Raw genomic sequence first — 17,475 nt, forward strand, 5'->3', positions numbered from 1 at the left:
CGGGTATCAGGGTGCGATCACGGATTGTTCTGCTGCTGCAACAATCCGTCGCCCTGAACCCGCTTTTTCACGGTCATGCGGCCACGCACAATGGCGTCACTCGCGCTACCGAAGCGCAACCCCAACGGAGCCTGACATGACGACCATTCTGCAAATCAATTCCGCTGCGCGTTCGCAAGGTGCGCAATCCACGCTGCTGGCCAACGAACTGACGGCAAAGCTGCAACAATCGAACCCCGGCGCGAAGGTCGTGGTTCGCGACCTGCTGGCCGATGCGCTGCCGCACCTCGACGAATCGGTGCTCGGCGCGTTCTTCACGCCGGCCGACAAGCGCACCGCGGAGCAGAATGCGATCGTCGCGAAGAGCGATGCACTGATCGCCGAGCTGCAAGCCGCCGACGTCATCGTGATCGGCGCCCCGATGTACAACTTCGGCATCTCGTCGCAACTGAAGACGTACTTCGACTGGATCGCCCGTGCCGGCGTCACGTTCCGCTACACCGAGAACGGTCCGGAAGGCCTGATCAAGGGCAAGAAGGTTCACGTCGTGACGGCCCGCGGCGGCAAGTATGCCGGTACGCCGAACGACAGCCAGACGCCGTACCTGCGCACCTTCCTCGGCTTCATCGGCCTGACCGACGTGAGCTTCATCTTCGCCGAAGGCCTGAATCTCGGCCCGGATGCGCAGAGTGCCGCGCTCGCGAGCGCGCGCGAAGCGATCGCCGCCGCGTAAGGAAGGCCGCCGCGGGTGCGACGCACCTGCTGCCTCTGCGCCGCCCGAAAAAAACGCCGCGTTCCCGAAAGGGGCGCGGCGTTTTTGCGTGCTTGCCGGCTCGAAGGAACCGGCAGCGCGTCAAGCGAGCGTTTCGGCGACTTCCGGCAGGCGCCAGTCGATCGGCTCGCGGCCCGCATCGACCAGATAATCGTTCGCGAGCGCGAAATGGCGGCAGCCGAGGAAGCCGCGGTGTGCGGATAGCGGCGACGGATGCGGCGCCTCGAGCACGCAATGCGCGCTCGCGTCGAACAGCGCGCGCTTCGCCTGCGCGTGTGCGCCCCACAGCATGAACACGAGCCCGCGATGACGGCCGGCGAGTTCGCGGATCAGCGTGTCCGTGCATTGCTCCCAGCCGCGCTTCGCATGGCTGGCGGCCGCGCCGCGCTCGACCGTCAGCACGGTGTTGAGCAGCAGCACGCCCTGGCGCGCCCATGTGTCGAGACAGCCGTGGCGCGGCGTGTCGTGACCGAAGTTCGCGGCGATTTCCTTGAAGATGTTGCGCAGCGACGGCGGCGTGCGGACGGCCGGCGGCACCGAGAACGCGAGGCCGTGCGCCTGCGGCGTGCCGCGATCGTCGCCATGGTACGGATCCTGGCCGAGGATCACGACTTTCACGTCGTCGGGGCTCGTCAGGCGCAGCGCGCGGAACACGTCGGTCGGGTAGACCGTCTTGCCGGCTGCGCGCTCGTCGTCGACGAAGCGGCACAGCGGCGCGTACGCGTCGCTGTCGGTGAACGGCTTCAGCACGTCGCGCCAGACGGCCGGCAGCGCGTCGAATTGCGCGGCGAGATGCGGAACGTCGGCGGCGGCGGGCTGCGGTGCCGCCGCGGCGGGGGCCGGTGCCGCGGTTTTCTTCGCGGGTTTGCGCCCGGCCGCGGGCGGCTTGGAAGCCGCGGACGGTATATCGGCCGGTGCCGTTTCCGGCACGGGATCGTCGAACAGCGACGCCTGTTGCGGCGCGCGGGAAGTCTTGCGGGTTGCCATGCGTGATGCGTGTTTATTGCGCGCGCAGCCGGTAGCCGCGCTGCGCCTTGCTGATGTTTTCGGGAGCGAGGCCCGGCAGCGCCTGCTGCAGTTCGGCGGCAAGCGTCGAGAGCGCCGCTTCCGGGCCGTCGATCAGTTCGAGTTCGATTTCGCTGATCGGTTCGCGGCGCGTTTCGTGTTCCGCCTGGACGACGATCTCGCCGAGGTCCACCGCGGCCTCGACGGTCGCACCGCCGATCGCGACGCGCCACAGCGTACGCGAAAAATCCGTGCGGAACAGCGCATGCAGCGCGCCGGCCGCATTATTCAGCGCGGCGGCCGCTTCCGGCACGTCGCAGGCCGCGACGAGCGCGTCGATCTCGAGCGCGTCGCCGGCGACCGGCAGTTCCCATTCGTGGCGGCGATGCAGGCCGCCTTCCGCACTGCCGACCGTCTTGAAGGTCTGCAGCCAGCCGTGCGGCGTGCGACGCACGCGCACCGCGCTCTTCGAGCGCGCCAGCGCGAGATCGGGTGTGTCGTAGTAGACGTTCGCGAGCGTGACGTCGCGGCCGGGTTCGCCGGTCAGCGTCTCGAAGAAGCGTCGCGCGGCGTCGGCCTGACCGGCCGGCAGCGCGAGCTTGATTTCCTTTTCGATCGCCATCAGAAGAACATCCGCGCGAGTTCCTCGCCCGGCTGCTCGGCGCGCATGAACGCTTCGCCGACGAGGAACGTGTTCACGTTCGCCGCGCGCATCGTGTCGACGTCGGTGCGCGACAGGATGCCCGATTCGGTCACGACGATGCGGTCCGCCGGAATCATGTCGAGCATGTCGAGCGTGGTCTGGATCGACGTCTCGAACGTGCGCAGGTTGCGGTTGTTGATGCCGAGCAGCGGTGTCTTGAGCGTCAGCGCCTGTTCCATCTCGTTGCGGTCGTGCACTTCGACCAGCACCGCGAGGCCGAGCGTGTGCGCATACGCCTCGAGGTCCTGCATCAGCGGCGTATCGAGTGCGGCGGCGATCAGCAGGATCGCGTCGGCGCCCATCGCGCGGGCTTCGACGATCTGGTACGCGTCGACGATGAAGTCCTTGCGCAGCACCGGCAGCGTGCAGGCCGCGCGTGCCTCTTCGAGGTAGCGGACGCCGCCCTGGAAGAATTGCTCGTCGGTCAGCACCGACAGGCACGCGGCGCCGTGCGCCGCATACGAGCGTGCGATGTCGGCCGGCACGAAGTGCTCGCGCAGCACGCCCTTCGACGGGCTGGCCTTCTTGATTTCGGCGATTACCGCGGCGTCGCCGGCCGCGTGCTTCGCACGCAGCGCGCCGACGAAGTCGCGCAGGTCGCGCGCGGAGGCGTCCAGCTTCAGTGCCTCGAGCGGCGTGCTGCGCATGGCCGCCGCGACTTCTTCGCGCTTGACGGCGATGATTCGGTCGAGAATGTCGCTCATGGGGATTCCTGCTTGATTCGTAAGGGGAGTCAGCGCTTGAACTGCTGCGTGAAGCGCACGAGTTCGTCGACTTTCGCGCGCGCCTTGCCGCTCGCGATCGCTTCGCGGGCGAGCTGGATGCCGTCCGCGATCGATTCGGCGACGTTCGCCGCATACAGCGCGGTGCCCGCGTTCAGCGTGACGATCTCGCGCGCGACGCCCGGCTGGTTGTCCAGCGCGCCGAGCAGCATCGTGCGCGACTCGTCGGCATTTTCCACCTTCAGCGTGCGGTTAGACACCATCTGCAGGCCGAAATCCTCCGGATGGATCTCGTATTCGTGCACCTTGCCGTCGCGCAATTCGCCGACGAGCGTCGCGGCGCCGAGCGACACCTCGTCCATCCCGTCCTTGCCGTATACGACGAGCACGTGCTGCGCGCCGAGGCGCTGCATCACGCGCACCTGGATACCGACGAGGTCGGGGTGGAACACGCCCATCAGCTGGTTCGGCGCGCCGGCCGGATTGGTCAGCGGGCCGAGGATGTTGAAGATCGTGCGCACGCCGAGTTCGCGCCGCACGGCCGCGATGTTCTTCATCGCCGGGTGATGGTTCGGCGCGAACATGAAGCCCATGCCCGTTTCGGCGATCGACGCGGCGACCTGCTCCGACTGCAGGTCGATGTTCACGCCGAGCGCCTCGAGCACGTCGGCGCTGCCGGACTTGCTCGACACGCCGCGGTTGCCGTGCTTCGCGACCTTCGCGCCGGCCGCGGCCGTGACGAACATCGACGCGGTCGAGATGTTGAACGTATGCGAGCCGTCGCCGCCGGTGCCGACGATGTCGACGAAGTTCGAGTTGTCCTGCACCTCGACATGGTTCGCGAATTCGCGCATCACGGTCGCGGCGGCGGCGATCTCGCCGATCGTCTCCTTCTTCACGCGCAATCCGGTGATGATCGCCGCGGCCATCACCGGCGACATGTCGCCGCGCATGATGAGCCGCATCAGGTGCAGCATCTCGTCGTGGAAGATTTCGCGGTGCTCGATCGTGCGCTGCAGCGCTTCCTGCGGAGTAATCGTCATCGTGGGGCTCCCGTCACGCAGCCTGTGCAGCCGCGGCGCGGGCCTGCTTCAGGAAATTCTCGAGCAGCGCATGGCCGTGCTCGGACAGGATCGATTCCGGATGGAACTGCACGCCTTCGACCGGCAGCGTCTTGTGGCGCACGCCCATGATTTCGCCGTCGTCGGTCCAGGCGGACACTTCGAGGCAGTCCGGCAGCGATTCGCGCTCGATCGCGAGCGAGTGGTAGCGCGTGACGTCGAAATGCTTCGGCAGGTCGGCGAACACGCCGCGACAATCGGTTTCGATCCGGCTCACCTTGCCGTGCATGATGGTCTTCGCGCGCACCACGCGGCCGCCGAATGCCTCGCCGATCGCCTGGTGGCCGAGACACACGCCGAGGATCGGTTTCTTGCCGGCGAACTCGCGCAGCACGTCGAGCGTGATGCCCGCGTGTTGCGGATTGCTCGGGCCCGGCGACAGGCAGATCGCGTCGGGATCCAGGCGCGCGATCTCGTCGAGCGTGATTTCGTCGTTGCGGTAGGTACGCACGTCCTCGCCGAGTTCACCGAAGTACTGGACCAGGTTGTAGGTAAACGAGTCGTAGTTGTCGATCATGAGCAGCATGGTCAGTCTCCGGTCAGAAGTCGCTATCGAGGCCGTCCTGGACCTGTTCGGCCGCACGCAGCACCGCGCGCGCCTTGTTCTCGGTCTCTTGCCATTCGGATTCGGGTACCGAATCCGCGACGACGCCGGCCGCCGCTTGTACATACAGGTTGCCGTTGTGGATCAGCCCCGTGCGGATCGCGATCGCGAGATCCATCTCGCCCGAGAACGACAGGTAGCCGACCGCGCCGCCGTACAGCCCGCGCTTGACCGGCTCGAGCTCGTCGATCAGTTCCATCGCGCGCACCTTCGGCGCGCCGGACAGCGTGCCGGCCGGGAACGTCGCGCGCAGCACGTCGTAGTTCGTCATGCCGGGCTTCAGCTTGCCTTCGACCGAGCTGACGATATGCTGCACGTGCGAGTACTTCTCGATGACCATCTTGTCGGTCACCTGCACCGAGCCGATTTCGGCAATACGGCCGACATCGTTGCGCGCGAGGTCGATCAGCATCACGTGCTCGGCGATCTCCTTCGGATCGTTGAGCAGCTCGGTCGCGAGTTCCGCATCGCGCTCGGGCGTGTTGCCGCGCGGGCGCGTGCCGGCGAGCGGGCGGATCGTGACGATCTGATCCTCGCCGCGCTTTTCCTGGCGCACGAGGATTTCCGGCGACGCACCCACCACGTGGAAATCGCCGAAGTTGTAGTAATACATGTACGGCGACGGGTTCAGCGAACGCAGCGCGCGATACAGCGACAGCGGATTGTCGCGGTACGGCTTCGTCAGCCGCTGGCCGACCTGGATCTGCATCAGTTCGCCGGCCGCGATGTATTCCTTCGCCTGACGCACGGCGGCCAGATAGTCGTCCTTCTTGAACTCGCGGAACGTCTCGGTGCGCACGCTGGCCGACGTGACGGGCGGCTGCACGGTCGTGCGCAGGCGCTGCTTCAGCTCGCGCAGGCGCTGTTTCGCCTTTGCGTAGGCTTCGGGCTGGCCCGGGTCCGCGTAGATGATCAGGTACAGCTTGCCGGCGAGGTTGTCGATGACCGCGACTTCCTCGGTCAGCAGCAGCTGGATGTCGGGCAGGCCGAGATCGTCGCGCGGCGCGGTGTTCGCGAGCTTCTTCTCGATATAGCGCACCGCGTCGTAACCGAAGTAGCCGGCGAGACCGCCGCAGAAGCGCGGCAGGCCCGGGCGCTGCGCGACCTTGAAACGCGCCTGGAACGATTCGATGAACTGGAACGGGTTACCGTCGTGCGTCTCGACGACCTGGCCGTCGCGCACGACTTCCGATACGCCGTTGCGGGTGCGGACGAGCGTGCGGGCCGGCAGGCCGATGAACGAGTAGCGGCCGAAGCGTTCGCCGCCGACCACGGATTCCAGCAGGAACGAGTTGGCGCCCGCGCGTTCGGGCTGGGCCAGCTTCAGGTAGAGGGACAGCGGCGTTTCGAGATCGGCAAGGGCTTCCGCGATCAGCGGGATGCGGTTGAAGCCTTCGTTCGCGAGCGATTGGAATTCGAGTTCGGTCATGTTCCGGTCCTGTTCGGGACGAGCGGCGCGTGCGCCAGGGATCACTTGACGCTGCGCGGGTTGCCGTCGGCGAAAGGGCGGTCGATCGAGAAGTGCCTGTTGCCGGCCGGCATTCCGGGCGTGAACGTCGCGAGCCTGCGGCCGATCCTGAACGCGAGCGTTCGGACGCGGTGGAACTCGAGGTGGTGCGACGATCGGCGCGCGGATGCGCAGCGAGATAAAAAACGGCGCTGAAGACGTGCTTCAGCGTACCTCATCGAAGAGGTTAGCGCGACCAGCGACGCCAGGGCCAGGCTCCCCGGTCGATGCTGCTCAGACTCCGTTTTTTATTCAGAAACATGCGGATGGAAGAAATAATCAGACGGTTGGCCGGCCGGCGTTGTGCGCGGAAATTGCGCGAGCCGCGACCAGCAACGAATCGACTATACCATCCGAATTTATCGTTTGTATAGCTTTGCCGTGGTTGTAGCCGTACGGCACCGTCAGCGTCGCCATTCCGGCCGCGCGGCCGGCCAGCGCGTCGTTTTCCGAGTCGCCGATCGCGACCGCCGCGTCCGGCGGGACGCCGAGCGCGTCGCAGGCCGTCAGCATCGGCAGCGGATCGGGCTTCTTGCGTGCGACGCTGTCGCCGCCGAGCACGATGCCGAAGCAATCGGCCAGCCCGTATTGTTCGAGCAGCTCGACCGCGAAGCGGTGCGGCTTGTTCGTCACGCACGCGAGCCGGATCCCGGCCGCGCGCAGCGCGTCGAGGCCGGCGGCCACTTCCGGATAGAGGCGCGCATGGCGGCCGTTGATCTTCGCGTATTCGGTCTGGTAGATCGCCAGCGCGTCGTCGAAGCGCGCGTGCGCTTCGTCGGCCGGGAAGCGCGGCTTCAGCACGCTCTGGATCAGGTGTTCGGAGCCCTTGCCGACGTAGCCGATCACCTCGTCGCGCGACGTGGCCGGCGCGCCGAGCCGCGCGAGCATCCCGTTCAGGCCGGCCGTGAAATCGTCGGCCGTGTCGACCATCGTGCCGTCGAGGTCGATCAGCGCGGCTTCGATACGCGGCGCGGCAAAGCGGATCGGGGCGGCGTGCGCGGCGTCCGCGGTGGCCCCGGCCGGCGCGTGGCCGGCAAGCGACGAATCGGCCACGGCGTCAGCTCCGCTCGACGGTGGCGAGCGCGGCGCGCATCTCGTCGATCACCTTGCGGTAGTCGGGCTTGCCGAAGATCGCCGAACCCGCGACGAACGTGTCGGCGCCGGCCGCAGCGATTTCCGCGATGTTGTCGGCCTTCACGCCGCCGTCGACCTCGAGCAGGATCTCGCGGCCCGTGCGCTCGGTGTACGCGTCGATGCGCGCGCGTGCTTCGCGCAGCTTGTTCAGCGTTTCCGGAATGAACGACTGGCCGCCGAAGCCCGGGTTGACCGACATCAGCAGCACGAAGTCGAGGCGGTCCATCACGTGGTCGAGGTAGTTCAGCGGCGTGGCCGGGTTGAACACGAGGCCGGCCTTGCAGCCGTGGTCGCGGATCAGCGACAGCGTGCGGTCGATGTGATCGGAGCCTTCCGGGTGGAAGCTGATCAGGTTCGCACCGGCCTTCGCGAAATCGGGCACGATCCGGTCGACCGGGCGCACCATCAGGTGCACGTCGATCGGCACCTGCACGTGCGGGCGGATCGCTTCGCACACGAGCGGGCCGATCGTCAGGTTCGGCACATAATGGTTGTCCATCACGTCGAAGTGGATCCAGTCGGCGCCGGCGGCGACGACGTTGCGGACTTCTTCGCCGAGCCGTGCGAAATCGGCCGACAGGATGCTGGGAGCGATACGGAATTGGGTCATGGCAGGGGAGCGGGGACGTTGCGGCGCAAAACCGTCATTCTACCGTCCGGCGACCCGGTGCGCGGCGGCGGGCCGTGCGGCCGAGGCCCGATTGCGCATAGAATGCCGAACCAATGCGGCGCGCCCGCGGCCCCGTTGCCCATGCCGGCACGGACAGTCACCTTCCACCGGAAACATCATGAGTCAGTATCAGTTCACCGTTTCGGTGAAAACCAGCTACCTGCCGGAACAATCCGACCCCGATCACCGTCAATACGCATTCGCGTACACGCTGACGATCCGCAACACGGGACAGGTCGCGGCGCAGCTGATCGCGCGTCACTGGATCATCACGGACAGCGAGAACCACGTGCAGGAAGTGAAGGGGCTCGGCGTCGTCGGGCACCAGCCGCTGCTGCAGCCGGGCGAACACTTCGAATACACGAGCTGGGCCGTGATCGCGACGCCGGTCGGCACGATGCGGGGCGCGTACTTCTGCGTGGCGGAAGACGGCGAGCGTTTCGAGGCGCCGGTCGACGAGTTCGCACTGCACATGCCGCGCACGCTGCATTGAGCGTGCGAAGCGCGTCAGCGCGGCTGGCGGTCGTTGTTGCCGCGGGCGTGCTTCTTTCTGCCCGACGACGTCCACACGACGATGAAGATCAGCAGGGCAAGCGCTACGAAGGCTTCGAGCGCGAAGATGAGCATCGGATATTGGTCGAGAAAATCTGACATGGCGGTTTCCATCAAGAACGGACATTGTATGTGGTTTGGGCCCCGGTTGGCCGGGTGGGTGGCAGCGGCCGCGGCGGCGGCGCTGCTTGCCGCGTGCGGCAGCGCACCGACGCGGACGTCGTCGCTGAAGCCGCCGACCGGCGCGGCGATCGTGCCGGGGCAGGTCGCCGCGAAGCGGCTCACGCCGGTCGCGTGGCAGCAGGTGCCGGGCTGGCAGGACGATTCGCTGATCGGCGCGACGGCCGCGCTGCGGCAGAACTGCGTGCGGCTCGCGCGCCAGCCGGCCTGGGCGCGCGCGTGCGCGGCCGCCGACCGGCTCGACGAGCTCGACGTCGGCAGCGCGCGCACTTTCTTCGAAACGTATTTCACGCCGTTCCAGCTCGCGAACACCGACGGGACGCTCGACGGGCTCGTGACCGGTTATTACGAGCCGCTGCTGCGCGGTTCGCGCGTGCGCCGCGGCCCGTATCAGTACGCGCTCTATCGCTGGCCGGCCGGCTATCGCGCGGGGGCCGCGCTGCCGGCACGCGCGCAGCTCGAGCGCGCCGGGATCCTGAACGGCAACGAACTCGTGTGGGTCGACGATCCGATCGAGGCCTTCTTCCTGCAGGTGCAGGGCTCGGGGCGCGTGCTGCTCGACGACGGTTCGGTGATGCGGGTCGGCTTCGGCGGCACCAACAACCAGCCGTACCGTTCGATCGGCAAGTGGCTGCTCGATCGCGGCGAGCTGACGCCCGCCCAGGCGACGATGCAGGGCATCAAGGCATGGGCGAAGGCGAACCCGACCCGCGTCGACGCGTTGCTCGACACGAATCCGCGGTTCGTGTTCTTCCGCGACATGCCGACCAAGGAAGATGCGCCGCACGGCGGCGCGGACGGCCCGATCGGCGCGCTTGGCGTGCCGCTGACGCCGGAGCGTTCGATCGCGGTCGACCCGTCGGCGATTCCGCTCGGCACGCCCGTGTTCCTGCAGACTACGCGTCCGCTGACGAATACGCCGATGAACCGGCTCGTGTTCGCGCAGGATACGGGTTCGGCGATCAAGGGCGGCGTGCGGGCCGACTATTTCTGGGGGCTCGGCGACGACGCGGGCGATCAGGCCGGCCGGATGAAGCAGGTCGGCCGGATGTGGCTGCTGTTCCCGAATTCGTGATGCGCAGCGGCGCGGTTGTTCCAGGCGGAATGCTCCACGTGACGTGACTTGACGGGCCGTGCCCCGGGACAAAACAGTCCGACCGGCTCTGGCCGATTCGGACTGTTTCTTTTTGGGGCGGCGCGATGACCGCTCCGCGTCGCTGACCGGCGGCGTCCGGTGTTATCCCTTGCGCTTGTCGACGACGCGGCGTGCCTTGCCGACCGAGCGCTCGATCCCGTTCACGGGCAGCACGTTGATCACGGCCGTCACGCCGATCAGCGACTTGATGTCGTGCGCGAGCGCCTGTTTTGCCGCGTGGATCGCCGCCGTATCGGGTGCGGAGTCGGGGCAGGGCTCGACGTTGAGCGTCAGCACGTCGAGCGGGCCTTCCTTCGTCAGCACGATCTGATAGTGCGGCGCGAGCGCGCGCTGCTTGAGCAACTGCTCCTCGATTTGCGTCGGGAATACGTTGACGCCGCGCACGATCATCATGTCGTCCGAGCGGCCGGTGATCTTCTCCATCCGGCGCATCGTGCGGGCGGTGCCGGGCAACAGGCGCGTGAGATCGCGGGTGCGATAGCGGATGATCGGCAGCGCTTCCTTCGTCAGCGACGTGAACACGAGTTCGCCGAGCTCGCCGTCCGGCAGTACTTCGCCGGTTTCCGGGTCGATGATTTCCGGATAGAAATGGTCTTCCCAGATGGTCGGGCCGTCCTTGGTCTCGACGCATTCGGACGCGACACCGGGCCCCATCACTTCCGACAGCCCGTAGATGTCGACCGCGTCGATGCCCATTCGCTGTTCGATCGCGACGCGCATGTCGTTGGTCCAGGGCTCCGCGCCGAAGATACCGATGCGCAGCGAGCTCTGCACGGGATCGAGGCCCTGGCGTTCGATTTCGTCTGCGATCGACAGCATGTAGCTCGGCGTCACCATGATGATGTCGGGGCGGAAATCCTGGATCAGCTGCACCTGCTTTTCGGTCTGGCCGCCGCCGAACGGGATCACGGTCAGCCCTGCGCGTTCGGCGCCGTAATGCGCGCCGAGCCCGCCCGTGAACAGGCCGTAGCCGTAGCTGACGTGTACCTTGTCGCCGCGGCGTGCACCGGCGGCGCGGATCGAACGCGCGACGAGGTTCGCCCACGTGTCGATGTCGCCGGCCGTATAGCCGACGACCGTCGGCTTGCCGGTCGTGCCCGATGACGCGTGGATGCGCGAGATCCGGTCCTGCGGTACCGCGAACATCCCGAACGGGTAGCTGTCGCGCAGATCGCCCTTCGTCGTGAACGGGAAGCGCGACAGGTCGGCGAGCGTCTTCAGGTCGTCCGGATGCACGCCCGCGTCGTCGAACTTGCGACGATAGACGGGCGAGTGGTCATACGCATGCCGGAGCGACCACTTGAGGCGTTCGAGCTGCAGTGCGATCAGCTCGTCGCGTGAGGCGGTCTCGATCGGCTCGAGCGGTAGCGGGGTAGTCATGCCTGTCTCCAGTGTTTGTTATGTGCGGGCCGTCGGCGTCAGCGGTCTTCCGGGATGACCGTGCCCTTGATCTGGGCGGATTTGCCGCGAAACATCGCGACCGTTTCACCGGTCTGGTTCGTGACGCGGATGTCGTAGATGCCGTGGCGGCCGGCGCGCGCCTGTTCGATCGCCTCGGCCGTCAGCACGTCGTCGCCGTGCACCGGGCGCAGGAATTCGATCGAGCAGCCGGCCGCGACCGTGTTCAGGTTGTACGAGTTGCACGCGAATGCGAAGGTCGAATCGGCGAGCGTGAAGATGATCCCGCCGTGGCAGGTCTGGTGTCCGTTCAGGAATTCGGGCCGCACGCGCATCCGCAGGCGGGCGTAGCCGGCGCGAACCTCGGCGATTTCCATGCCGAACGCGCGGCTGCAGGCGTCGGCTTCGTACATGGCCTGCGCCGTGGCGCGGGCCAGCGAATCGGGGTCGAGCGTGGTGGTGGCGTGCGTCATGTCAACGCCCCTCGAAGCGCGGTGCGCGCTTCTCGATGAACGCCGTCACGCCTTCCGCGTAGTCGTGCGACTGGCCGAGCTTGCGTTGAAGGTCGCGTTCCAGGTCGAGCTGCTGGTCGAGCGTGTTCGTGACGCCGTCGCGCATCGATTGCTTGATCGATGCGATCGCGAGCGTCGGCTGTTGCGCGAGCTGGGTGGCGAGCTGACGGACCGTCGCGACGAGTGCGTCGTCGTCGACCGCACGCCAGATCAAGCCCCATTGCTCGGCCTGCTCGGCGCCGAGCTTGTCGCCGGTCAGCGCGAGCCCCAGCGCGCGAGCCATGCCGACGCGCTGCGGCAGGAACCACGTGCCGCCCGAATCCGGCACGAGCCCGATCTTGACGAAGGCCTGGATGAAACTGCTCGAGCGGGCGGCAAACACGAGATCGCATGCGAGGGCGAGATTCGCGCCGGCGCCGGCCGCCGTGCCGTTGACGGCGGCGATCACCGGAATCGGCAGGCGCTGCAGGCGGCGGATCAGCGGATTGAAGTGCTCGTCGATCAGCGTGCCGAGGTCGGTGGACGCGCCCGGCGTGAAGTCGAGGTCGGCCAGATCCTGGCCCGCGCAGAAGCCGCGCCCCGCCCCTGTCAGAATCAGCGCGCGCGCGCCGGCCGCTTCGACTTCATCGAGTGCCGACTGCAGTTCGCGATGCATCGCCCGCGTGAAGCTGTTCAGCTTGTCGGGGCGGTTGAGGGTGATCGTGGCCACGCGCGCGGCCTGATCGATATCCAGCTGAATCGCCTGATAGGACATGCAGTGTCTCCTTCATGACTTCGTTATAGGCGCGCGGCGGGGCGGTTACACGCGTTCGATTGCGAGGGCGATGCCCTGGCCGACGCCGATGCACATCGTACAGAGCGCAAAGCGGCCGCCCGTACGTTCGAGTTGATGGAGCGCCGTGGTCACGAGCCGGGCCCCCGAAGCGCCGAGCGGATGGCCCAGCGCAATCGCGCCCCCGTTCGGGTTCACGCGCGGATCGTCGTCGGCGACACCGAGCATGCGCAGCACCGCGAGGCCCTGCGACGCGAACGCCTCGTTCAGTTCGATCACGTCGAACTGGTCGATGGTCATGCCGAGCTGGCGCAGCAGCTTTTGCGTGGCCGGCGCGGGGCCGATGCCCATCACGCGGGGTTCCACACCGGCGGTTGCCATGCCGACGACGCGCGCGCGGCGGCGCAGCCCATACTGGTCGGCAGCCTGCGCATTGGCGAGCAGCAGCGCGCACGCGCCGTCGTTGACGCCCGACGCGTTGCCGGCCGTGACGGAGCCGTCCGGACGCACGACACCCTTCAGCTTCGCAAGCGCCTCGAGCGACGTCTCGCGCGGATGTTCGTCGCGCGACACGACGATAGCGTCGCCTTTCTTCTGCGCGATCGTGACCGCGACGATTTCGTCGGCGAGCGTGCCGTCCTGCTGCGCACGCGCGGCCTTCTGCTGGCTGCGCAGCGCGAACAGGTCCTGATCCGCGCGGCTGATGTGGTAGTCGACCGCGACGTTCTCGGCCGTTTCCGGCATCGAGTCGACGCCATGCAGCTGCTTCATCAGCGGATTGACGAAACGCCAGCCGATCGTCGTATCGAAGATGTCGGCCTGGCGCGCGAATGCGCTCGCGGCCTTGCCCATCACGAACGGCGCGCGCGTCATGCTCTCGACGCCGCCGGCGATCATCAGGCGCGCTTCGCCCGACTTGATCGCGCGCGCGGCCGTGCCGACCGCGTCCATTCCGGAGCCGCACAGGCGGTTCAGCGTCGTGCCCGGCACGGCGGTCGGCAGGCCCGCGAGCAGCGCCGACATGCGCGCGACGTTGCGGTTGTCCTCGCCGGCCTGGTTCGCGCAGCCGTAGATCACGTCGTCGATCGCCGACCAGTCGACGTTTCGGTTGCGCTCGGCGAGCGCCTTGAGCGGCACCGCGCCGAGGTCGTCGGCGCGGACGTCTTTCAGGGCGCCGCCGTAGCGGCCGATGGGGGTGCGAATCGCGTCGCAGATGTAGGCGTCTGTCATGGGCGTATCGATGAGCAACGAACCCGCCGGGTGGCGGATTCGTTCATGGTAGAGAACGTGGCGGCGTTTGCACGTCGGCCATTCGGGTTACGCCGTCTGGCCGGCTTCCGCGGGGACTGCTTTCGGGGCAACATGGACGCGGCTTTGCACCACGCGGAAGCGGTTGGCGACGAACGCCGGGTCGGCCAGCGCCGCGTTAGCCGCCGGGTTCGCACCGGTGCCGTGGAAATCGGAGAACGCGGCCGACTGGTTGACGAATACGCCGCCCGTCAGGTTGATCGACAGCGCGACACCGCCGCGTACCGCCGCGTCGTGCGCGGCCTCGACGATCGCGTCGTCGGTGCTGTAGACGGAGAGCGTCAGTGCGCCATGTTCCGCCGCGATTTCACCGGCGAGGTCGAGCGACTGAGCGGTCGAGTCGGTCGCGATCACGAACGAGATCGGGCCGAACCATTCCTGCGTGAATTTGGCGCGATCGGCCACGTCGAGCTGCAGTACGAGCGGCGTACGCACGCGGGCGTCGGGGAAGACCGGATGCTGGAGAGTCTGGCTGTCGGCGAGCACGCGGCCGAGCTGGCGGGCGTCGTCGATGCGCGCGGTCACGCCTTCGTTCTGGATCGCGCCGATCAGTTCGACCGCGCGTGCCGGGTCGCCGGTGAGTTTTTGGACGGAAACGGCGATGGCCTGTGCGACCTCGTCGAAGCTCGCATGACCGTCGGCCGTCCGGATCCCGTCACGCGGCACGTAGATATTTTGCGGCGCCGTGCACATCTGGCCGGAATACAGCGCCAGCGAGAACGCGATGTTCCTGGCGGCGGCCTTCAGGTCGTCGGTCGAGTCGATCACGATCTGGTTGACGCCCGCCTTTTCGGTATAGACCTGTGCCTGGTGGGCATGGCGTTCGAGCCACGTGCCGTTCTGTGTGCTGCCGGTAAAGTCGATCAGCTTGATCTCGGGGCGCAGCGCGAGGTCCTGGACGAGGGCGCCGTCGTTGGGCTCGGTCGCGAGGAGCGTGACGACGTTCGGATCGAATCCGGCCTCGCGCAGTACGTCGCGGGCGATCCGGACCGTGATCGCGAGCGGCAGGATCGCACCCGGATGCGGTTTGACGATCACGGTGTTGCCGGTTGCCAGGTCGGCGAACAGGCCCGGGTAGCCGTTCCAGGTCGGGAACGTGCAGCAGCCGAGCACGAGCCCCGTGCCGCGCGGGACGATCGTGTAGCGCTTGTGCATCGCGAGCGGCGGGTTCTTGCCTTGCGGTTTTTCCCAGTGCGCGTCGGCGGGGATGCGGCGCAGTTCGTCCCATGCATAGGCGACGGCCTCGAGCGCGCGATCCTGCGCGTGCGGGCCACCGGCCTGGAACGCCATCATGAATGCCTGCCCGGTGGTGTGCATCACGCTGTAAGCGATCTCGAAGCTTGCGCGGTTCAGGCGCGCGAGAATCTCGAGGCTGACGCCGATCCATGCGCTCGGGCCGGCTTCGCGCCACGTGCGTTGCGCGGCGGCCGCGGCGGCGATCAGTGCGTCGGGCGTCGATTTCGGATACCGGATGCCGAGCGCGATGCCATAGGGCGACTGCTCGGCACCGACCGTTTCGCCGGACGCCGGCTGGTCGAGTTCGAACGTTTTGTCGAGGTGGGACTTGAATGCGGCCTCGCCATCGGCGTTCGCGCTTTCCCCGTACACTTTGGGGCTCGGCATTTCGGCGAACGGGCTCCAGTACCCGCGGCTCTCGATGGCGGCGAGTGCGTGCTTCAGCGTGTCTTCGTGCTTCGTGAACAGTGCATGGGTCATGGCGGCGGCCTGATGGACATTGAGAGGGGTTGGATCGATTAATTAACCGACCGGTTGGTCGGAGAATGGTAGCATCAAACTATTCGCATGTGCGAGGCGTTTCTCATTTCATTGATCGAGGAGAAATAGATGGCTTACGAGAACATCCTGGTGGAGACCCGGGGGCGTGTCGGGCTGGTTACGCTGAACCGTCCGAAGGCGTTGAATGCGCTGAACGATGCGCTGATGGATGAGTTGGGCGCCGCGCTGAAGGCGTTCGATGCGGATGACGGCATCGGCGCGATCGTCGTGACGGGGAGCGAGAAGGCATTCGCGGCCGGTGCGGATATCGGCATGATGGCGACCTACTCCTATATGGATGTTTATCGGGGCGACTACATCACGCGCAACTGGGAGACGGTCCGCGAGATCCGCAAGCCGATCATTGCGGCGGTTTCGGGCTTCGCGCTGGGAGGCGGCTGCGAGCTTGCGATGATGTGCGACATCATCTTTGCGGCGGATACGGCCAAGTTCGGTCAGCCGGAGATCAAGCTGGGCATCATGCCGGGCGCTGGCGGTACGCAGCGGCTGCCGCGCGCGGTGTCGAAAGCGAAGGCGATGGACATGTGTCTGACGGCACGCTTCATGGACGCCGCCGAAGCCGAGCGGGCCGGGCTCGTGTCGCGCGTGCTGCCGGCCGACAAGTTGCTCGACGAGGCGCTTGCCGCCGCGGCGACGATTGCCGAGTTCTCGCTGCCGGCGGTCATGATGGTCAAGGAGTCCGTGAACCGCGCGTACGAGACGACGCTGGCCGAGGGCGTCCACTTCGAGCGTCGGCTGTTCCATTCGCTGTTCGCGACCGAAGACCAGAAGGAAGGGATGGCGGCCTTCGTCGAGAAGCGGAAGCCGGAGTTCAAGAACCGCTGATCGGGTTCTGCCACGCGCGGTGTCCGACGGCCTGTTGGGCGCCTGTTGTCAGCACGGCGGGTCGTCGCCCGTCGAACCCCCAGCCCCCGTGCGCGGCAGCGCACGGGGGCTTGTTCAAACTTTTTTCACAAAGGGCTTGCGTGGGCGGCGCGAGGTGCATAGAATCACGCCTCTTTCGCGCTCACGGAAACGCGGCGCGGAAGGAAGGGAAGCAGTGCGGTTGAGGCCCGGCAAGAACGGCCCCGACGGTACGGAAGTTGAGCCCCGCGGTCGCAACGACGTAGTGCAAAAAGTTGTTGACGAACTGCGAAACACGGTTCATAATCTCGCTTCTCTGCTGCTGAAAACGCAGCGCTGCCGGGAAGCACGATGTTCCTCGCAGATTGCTCTTTAAAAATTAACAGCCGATAAGTGTGGGCGCTTGATGGCAGCGAGCTGATCCTCGGATCAGATAGCGAAAGTATCAAGAGTCTCACACTAAAGTAAGTCAGGTTTATGAAGTGATTCATATTCCTGTCAGCTTTGAGTGAGCGACCGGTTCTTAACCGAACCGAAAACAGTAACAGGTTTAAACTGAAGAGTTTGATCCTGGCTCAGATTGAACGCTGGCGGCATGCCTTACACATGCAAGTCGAACGGCAGCACGGGTGCTTGCACCTGGTGGCGAGTGGCGAACGGGTGAGTAATACATCGGAACATGTCCTGTAGTGGGGGATAGCCCGGCGAAAGCCGGATTA

The 17,475-nt window shown here is 66.6% G+C and carries 17 protein-coding genes and 1 rRNA gene (1 of these 18 cut by a window edge); 5 read left to right on the plus strand and 13 right to left on the minus strand.

What is annotated here, in order from left to right; all coding sequences use genetic code 11:
* Positions 1–136: 136 nt before the first annotated feature.
* Entirely contained in the window at positions 137–733 is a 597-nt protein-coding gene (locus HWX00_RS28025; protein ID WP_034187484.1) for an FMN-dependent NADH-azoreductase, read from the plus strand.
* 120 nt (positions 734–853) lie between these two features.
* Here the strand turns inward: HWX00_RS28025 and HWX00_RS28030 are convergent, their stop codons facing one another.
* The 8 genes from HWX00_RS28030 to rpe form a co-directional block, all read right to left on the minus strand.
* Positions 854–1,759, minus strand: coding sequence for a uracil-DNA glycosylase (locus tag HWX00_RS28030; protein ID WP_034187483.1), 906 nt, complete (start codon positions 1,757–1,759; stop codon positions 854–856).
* Positions 1,760–1,772: 13 nt separating this feature from the next.
* A complete protein-coding gene (locus HWX00_RS28035) occupies positions 1,773–2,399 on the minus strand; it encodes a CYTH domain-containing protein (protein WP_069705988.1) in 627 nt (208 codons plus the stop codon).
* Positions 2,399–3,184 carry an indole-3-glycerol phosphate synthase TrpC gene (gene trpC / locus HWX00_RS28040; protein WP_175027147.1) on the minus strand — a complete coding sequence of 262 codons (786 nt, stop codon included), beginning with the start codon at positions 3,182–3,184 and terminating at the stop codon, positions 2,399–2,401. Before trpC ends, HWX00_RS28035 begins: the two co-directional genes overlap by 1 nt.
* Before the next feature lie 29 nt (positions 3,185–3,213).
* On the minus strand, positions 3,214–4,245 hold the full coding sequence (trpD, locus tag HWX00_RS28045; protein ID WP_027788472.1) for an anthranilate phosphoribosyltransferase: 1,032 nt from the start codon (positions 4,243–4,245) through the stop codon (positions 3,214–3,216).
* Positions 4,246–4,258: 13 nt separating this feature from the next.
* Positions 4,259–4,849, minus strand: a complete 591-nt coding sequence (locus tag HWX00_RS28050; RefSeq protein WP_049030266.1) for an aminodeoxychorismate/anthranilate synthase component II — start codon at positions 4,847–4,849, stop codon at positions 4,259–4,261.
* 13 nt (positions 4,850–4,862) lie between these two features.
* Positions 4,863–6,356, minus strand: coding sequence for an anthranilate synthase component I (trpE, locus tag HWX00_RS28055; protein ID WP_175027148.1), 1,494 nt, complete (start codon positions 6,354–6,356; stop codon positions 4,863–4,865).
* A gap of 357 nt (positions 6,357–6,713) precedes the next feature.
* Positions 6,714–7,487, minus strand: coding sequence for a phosphoglycolate phosphatase (locus tag HWX00_RS28060; RefSeq protein ID WP_175027149.1), 774 nt, complete (start codon positions 7,485–7,487; stop codon positions 6,714–6,716).
* Positions 7,488–7,491: 4 nt separating this feature from the next.
* A complete protein-coding gene (gene rpe / locus HWX00_RS28065; RefSeq protein WP_006482066.1) occupies positions 7,492–8,178 on the minus strand; it encodes a ribulose-phosphate 3-epimerase in 687 nt (228 codons plus the stop codon).
* Between the two features lie 178 nt (positions 8,179–8,356).
* On the opposite strand from rpe, the gene apaG reads away from it, so the two are divergent.
* Together apaG and mltA are read left to right on the plus strand one after the other, a co-directional pair.
* Positions 8,357–8,731: a Co2+/Mg2+ efflux protein ApaG gene (apaG, locus tag HWX00_RS28070; RefSeq protein WP_034187476.1), complete on the plus strand. Its 375-nt coding sequence runs from the start codon at positions 8,357–8,359 to the stop codon at positions 8,729–8,731.
* An 81-nt stretch (positions 8,732–8,812) separates the two neighbouring features.
* Entirely contained in the window at positions 8,813–10,045 is a 1,233-nt protein-coding gene (gene mltA / locus HWX00_RS28075) for a murein transglycosylase A (protein ID WP_175027150.1), read from the plus strand.
* A 162-nt stretch (positions 10,046–10,207) separates the two neighbouring features.
* Here mltA and paaK read toward each other — a convergent pair whose 3' ends face one another.
* The 5 genes from paaK to paaN form a co-directional block, all read right to left on the minus strand.
* A complete protein-coding gene (gene paaK, locus HWX00_RS28080) occupies positions 10,208–11,506 on the minus strand; it encodes a phenylacetate--CoA ligase PaaK (protein ID WP_034187475.1) in 1,299 nt (432 codons plus the stop codon).
* 38 nt (positions 11,507–11,544) lie between these two features.
* Positions 11,545–11,997: a hydroxyphenylacetyl-CoA thioesterase PaaI gene (paaI, locus tag HWX00_RS28085; protein ID WP_059557496.1), complete on the minus strand. Its 453-nt coding sequence runs from the start codon at positions 11,995–11,997 to the stop codon at positions 11,545–11,547.
* 1 nt (position 11,998) lies between these two features.
* Positions 11,999–12,790 carry a 2-(1,2-epoxy-1,2-dihydrophenyl)acetyl-CoA isomerase PaaG gene (gene paaG / locus HWX00_RS28090; RefSeq protein WP_049034228.1) on the minus strand — a complete coding sequence of 264 codons (792 nt, stop codon included), beginning with the start codon at positions 12,788–12,790 and terminating at the stop codon, positions 11,999–12,001.
* A gap of 45 nt (positions 12,791–12,835) precedes the next feature.
* Positions 12,836–14,038 (minus strand): 3-oxoadipyl-CoA thiolase, encoded by a 1,203-nt coding sequence (pcaF, locus tag HWX00_RS28095; protein WP_175027151.1) that lies wholly within the window; start codon positions 14,036–14,038, stop codon positions 12,836–12,838.
* Positions 14,039–14,125: 87 nt separating this feature from the next.
* Positions 14,126–15,832 (minus strand): phenylacetic acid degradation protein PaaN, encoded by a 1,707-nt coding sequence (paaN, locus tag HWX00_RS28100; RefSeq protein ID WP_034187471.1) that lies wholly within the window; start codon positions 15,830–15,832, stop codon positions 14,126–14,128.
* A gap of 129 nt (positions 15,833–15,961) precedes the next feature.
* Between paaN and HWX00_RS28105 the strand changes: the two genes are divergently transcribed.
* Positions 15,962–16,738, plus strand: a complete 777-nt coding sequence (locus HWX00_RS28105) for an enoyl-CoA hydratase (protein WP_034187470.1) — start codon at positions 15,962–15,964, stop codon at positions 16,736–16,738.
* Between the two features lie 570 nt (positions 16,739–17,308).
* Positions 17,309–17,475: ribosomal RNA gene (locus tag HWX00_RS28110) — 16S ribosomal RNA — on the plus strand; it runs 1,366 nt beyond the window's last position.

Origin of the sequence: Burkholderia seminalis DSM 23518 (assembly GCF_902832885.1) — a bacterium.
GTDB lineage: Bacteria > Pseudomonadota > Gammaproteobacteria > Burkholderiales > Burkholderiaceae > Burkholderia > Burkholderia seminalis.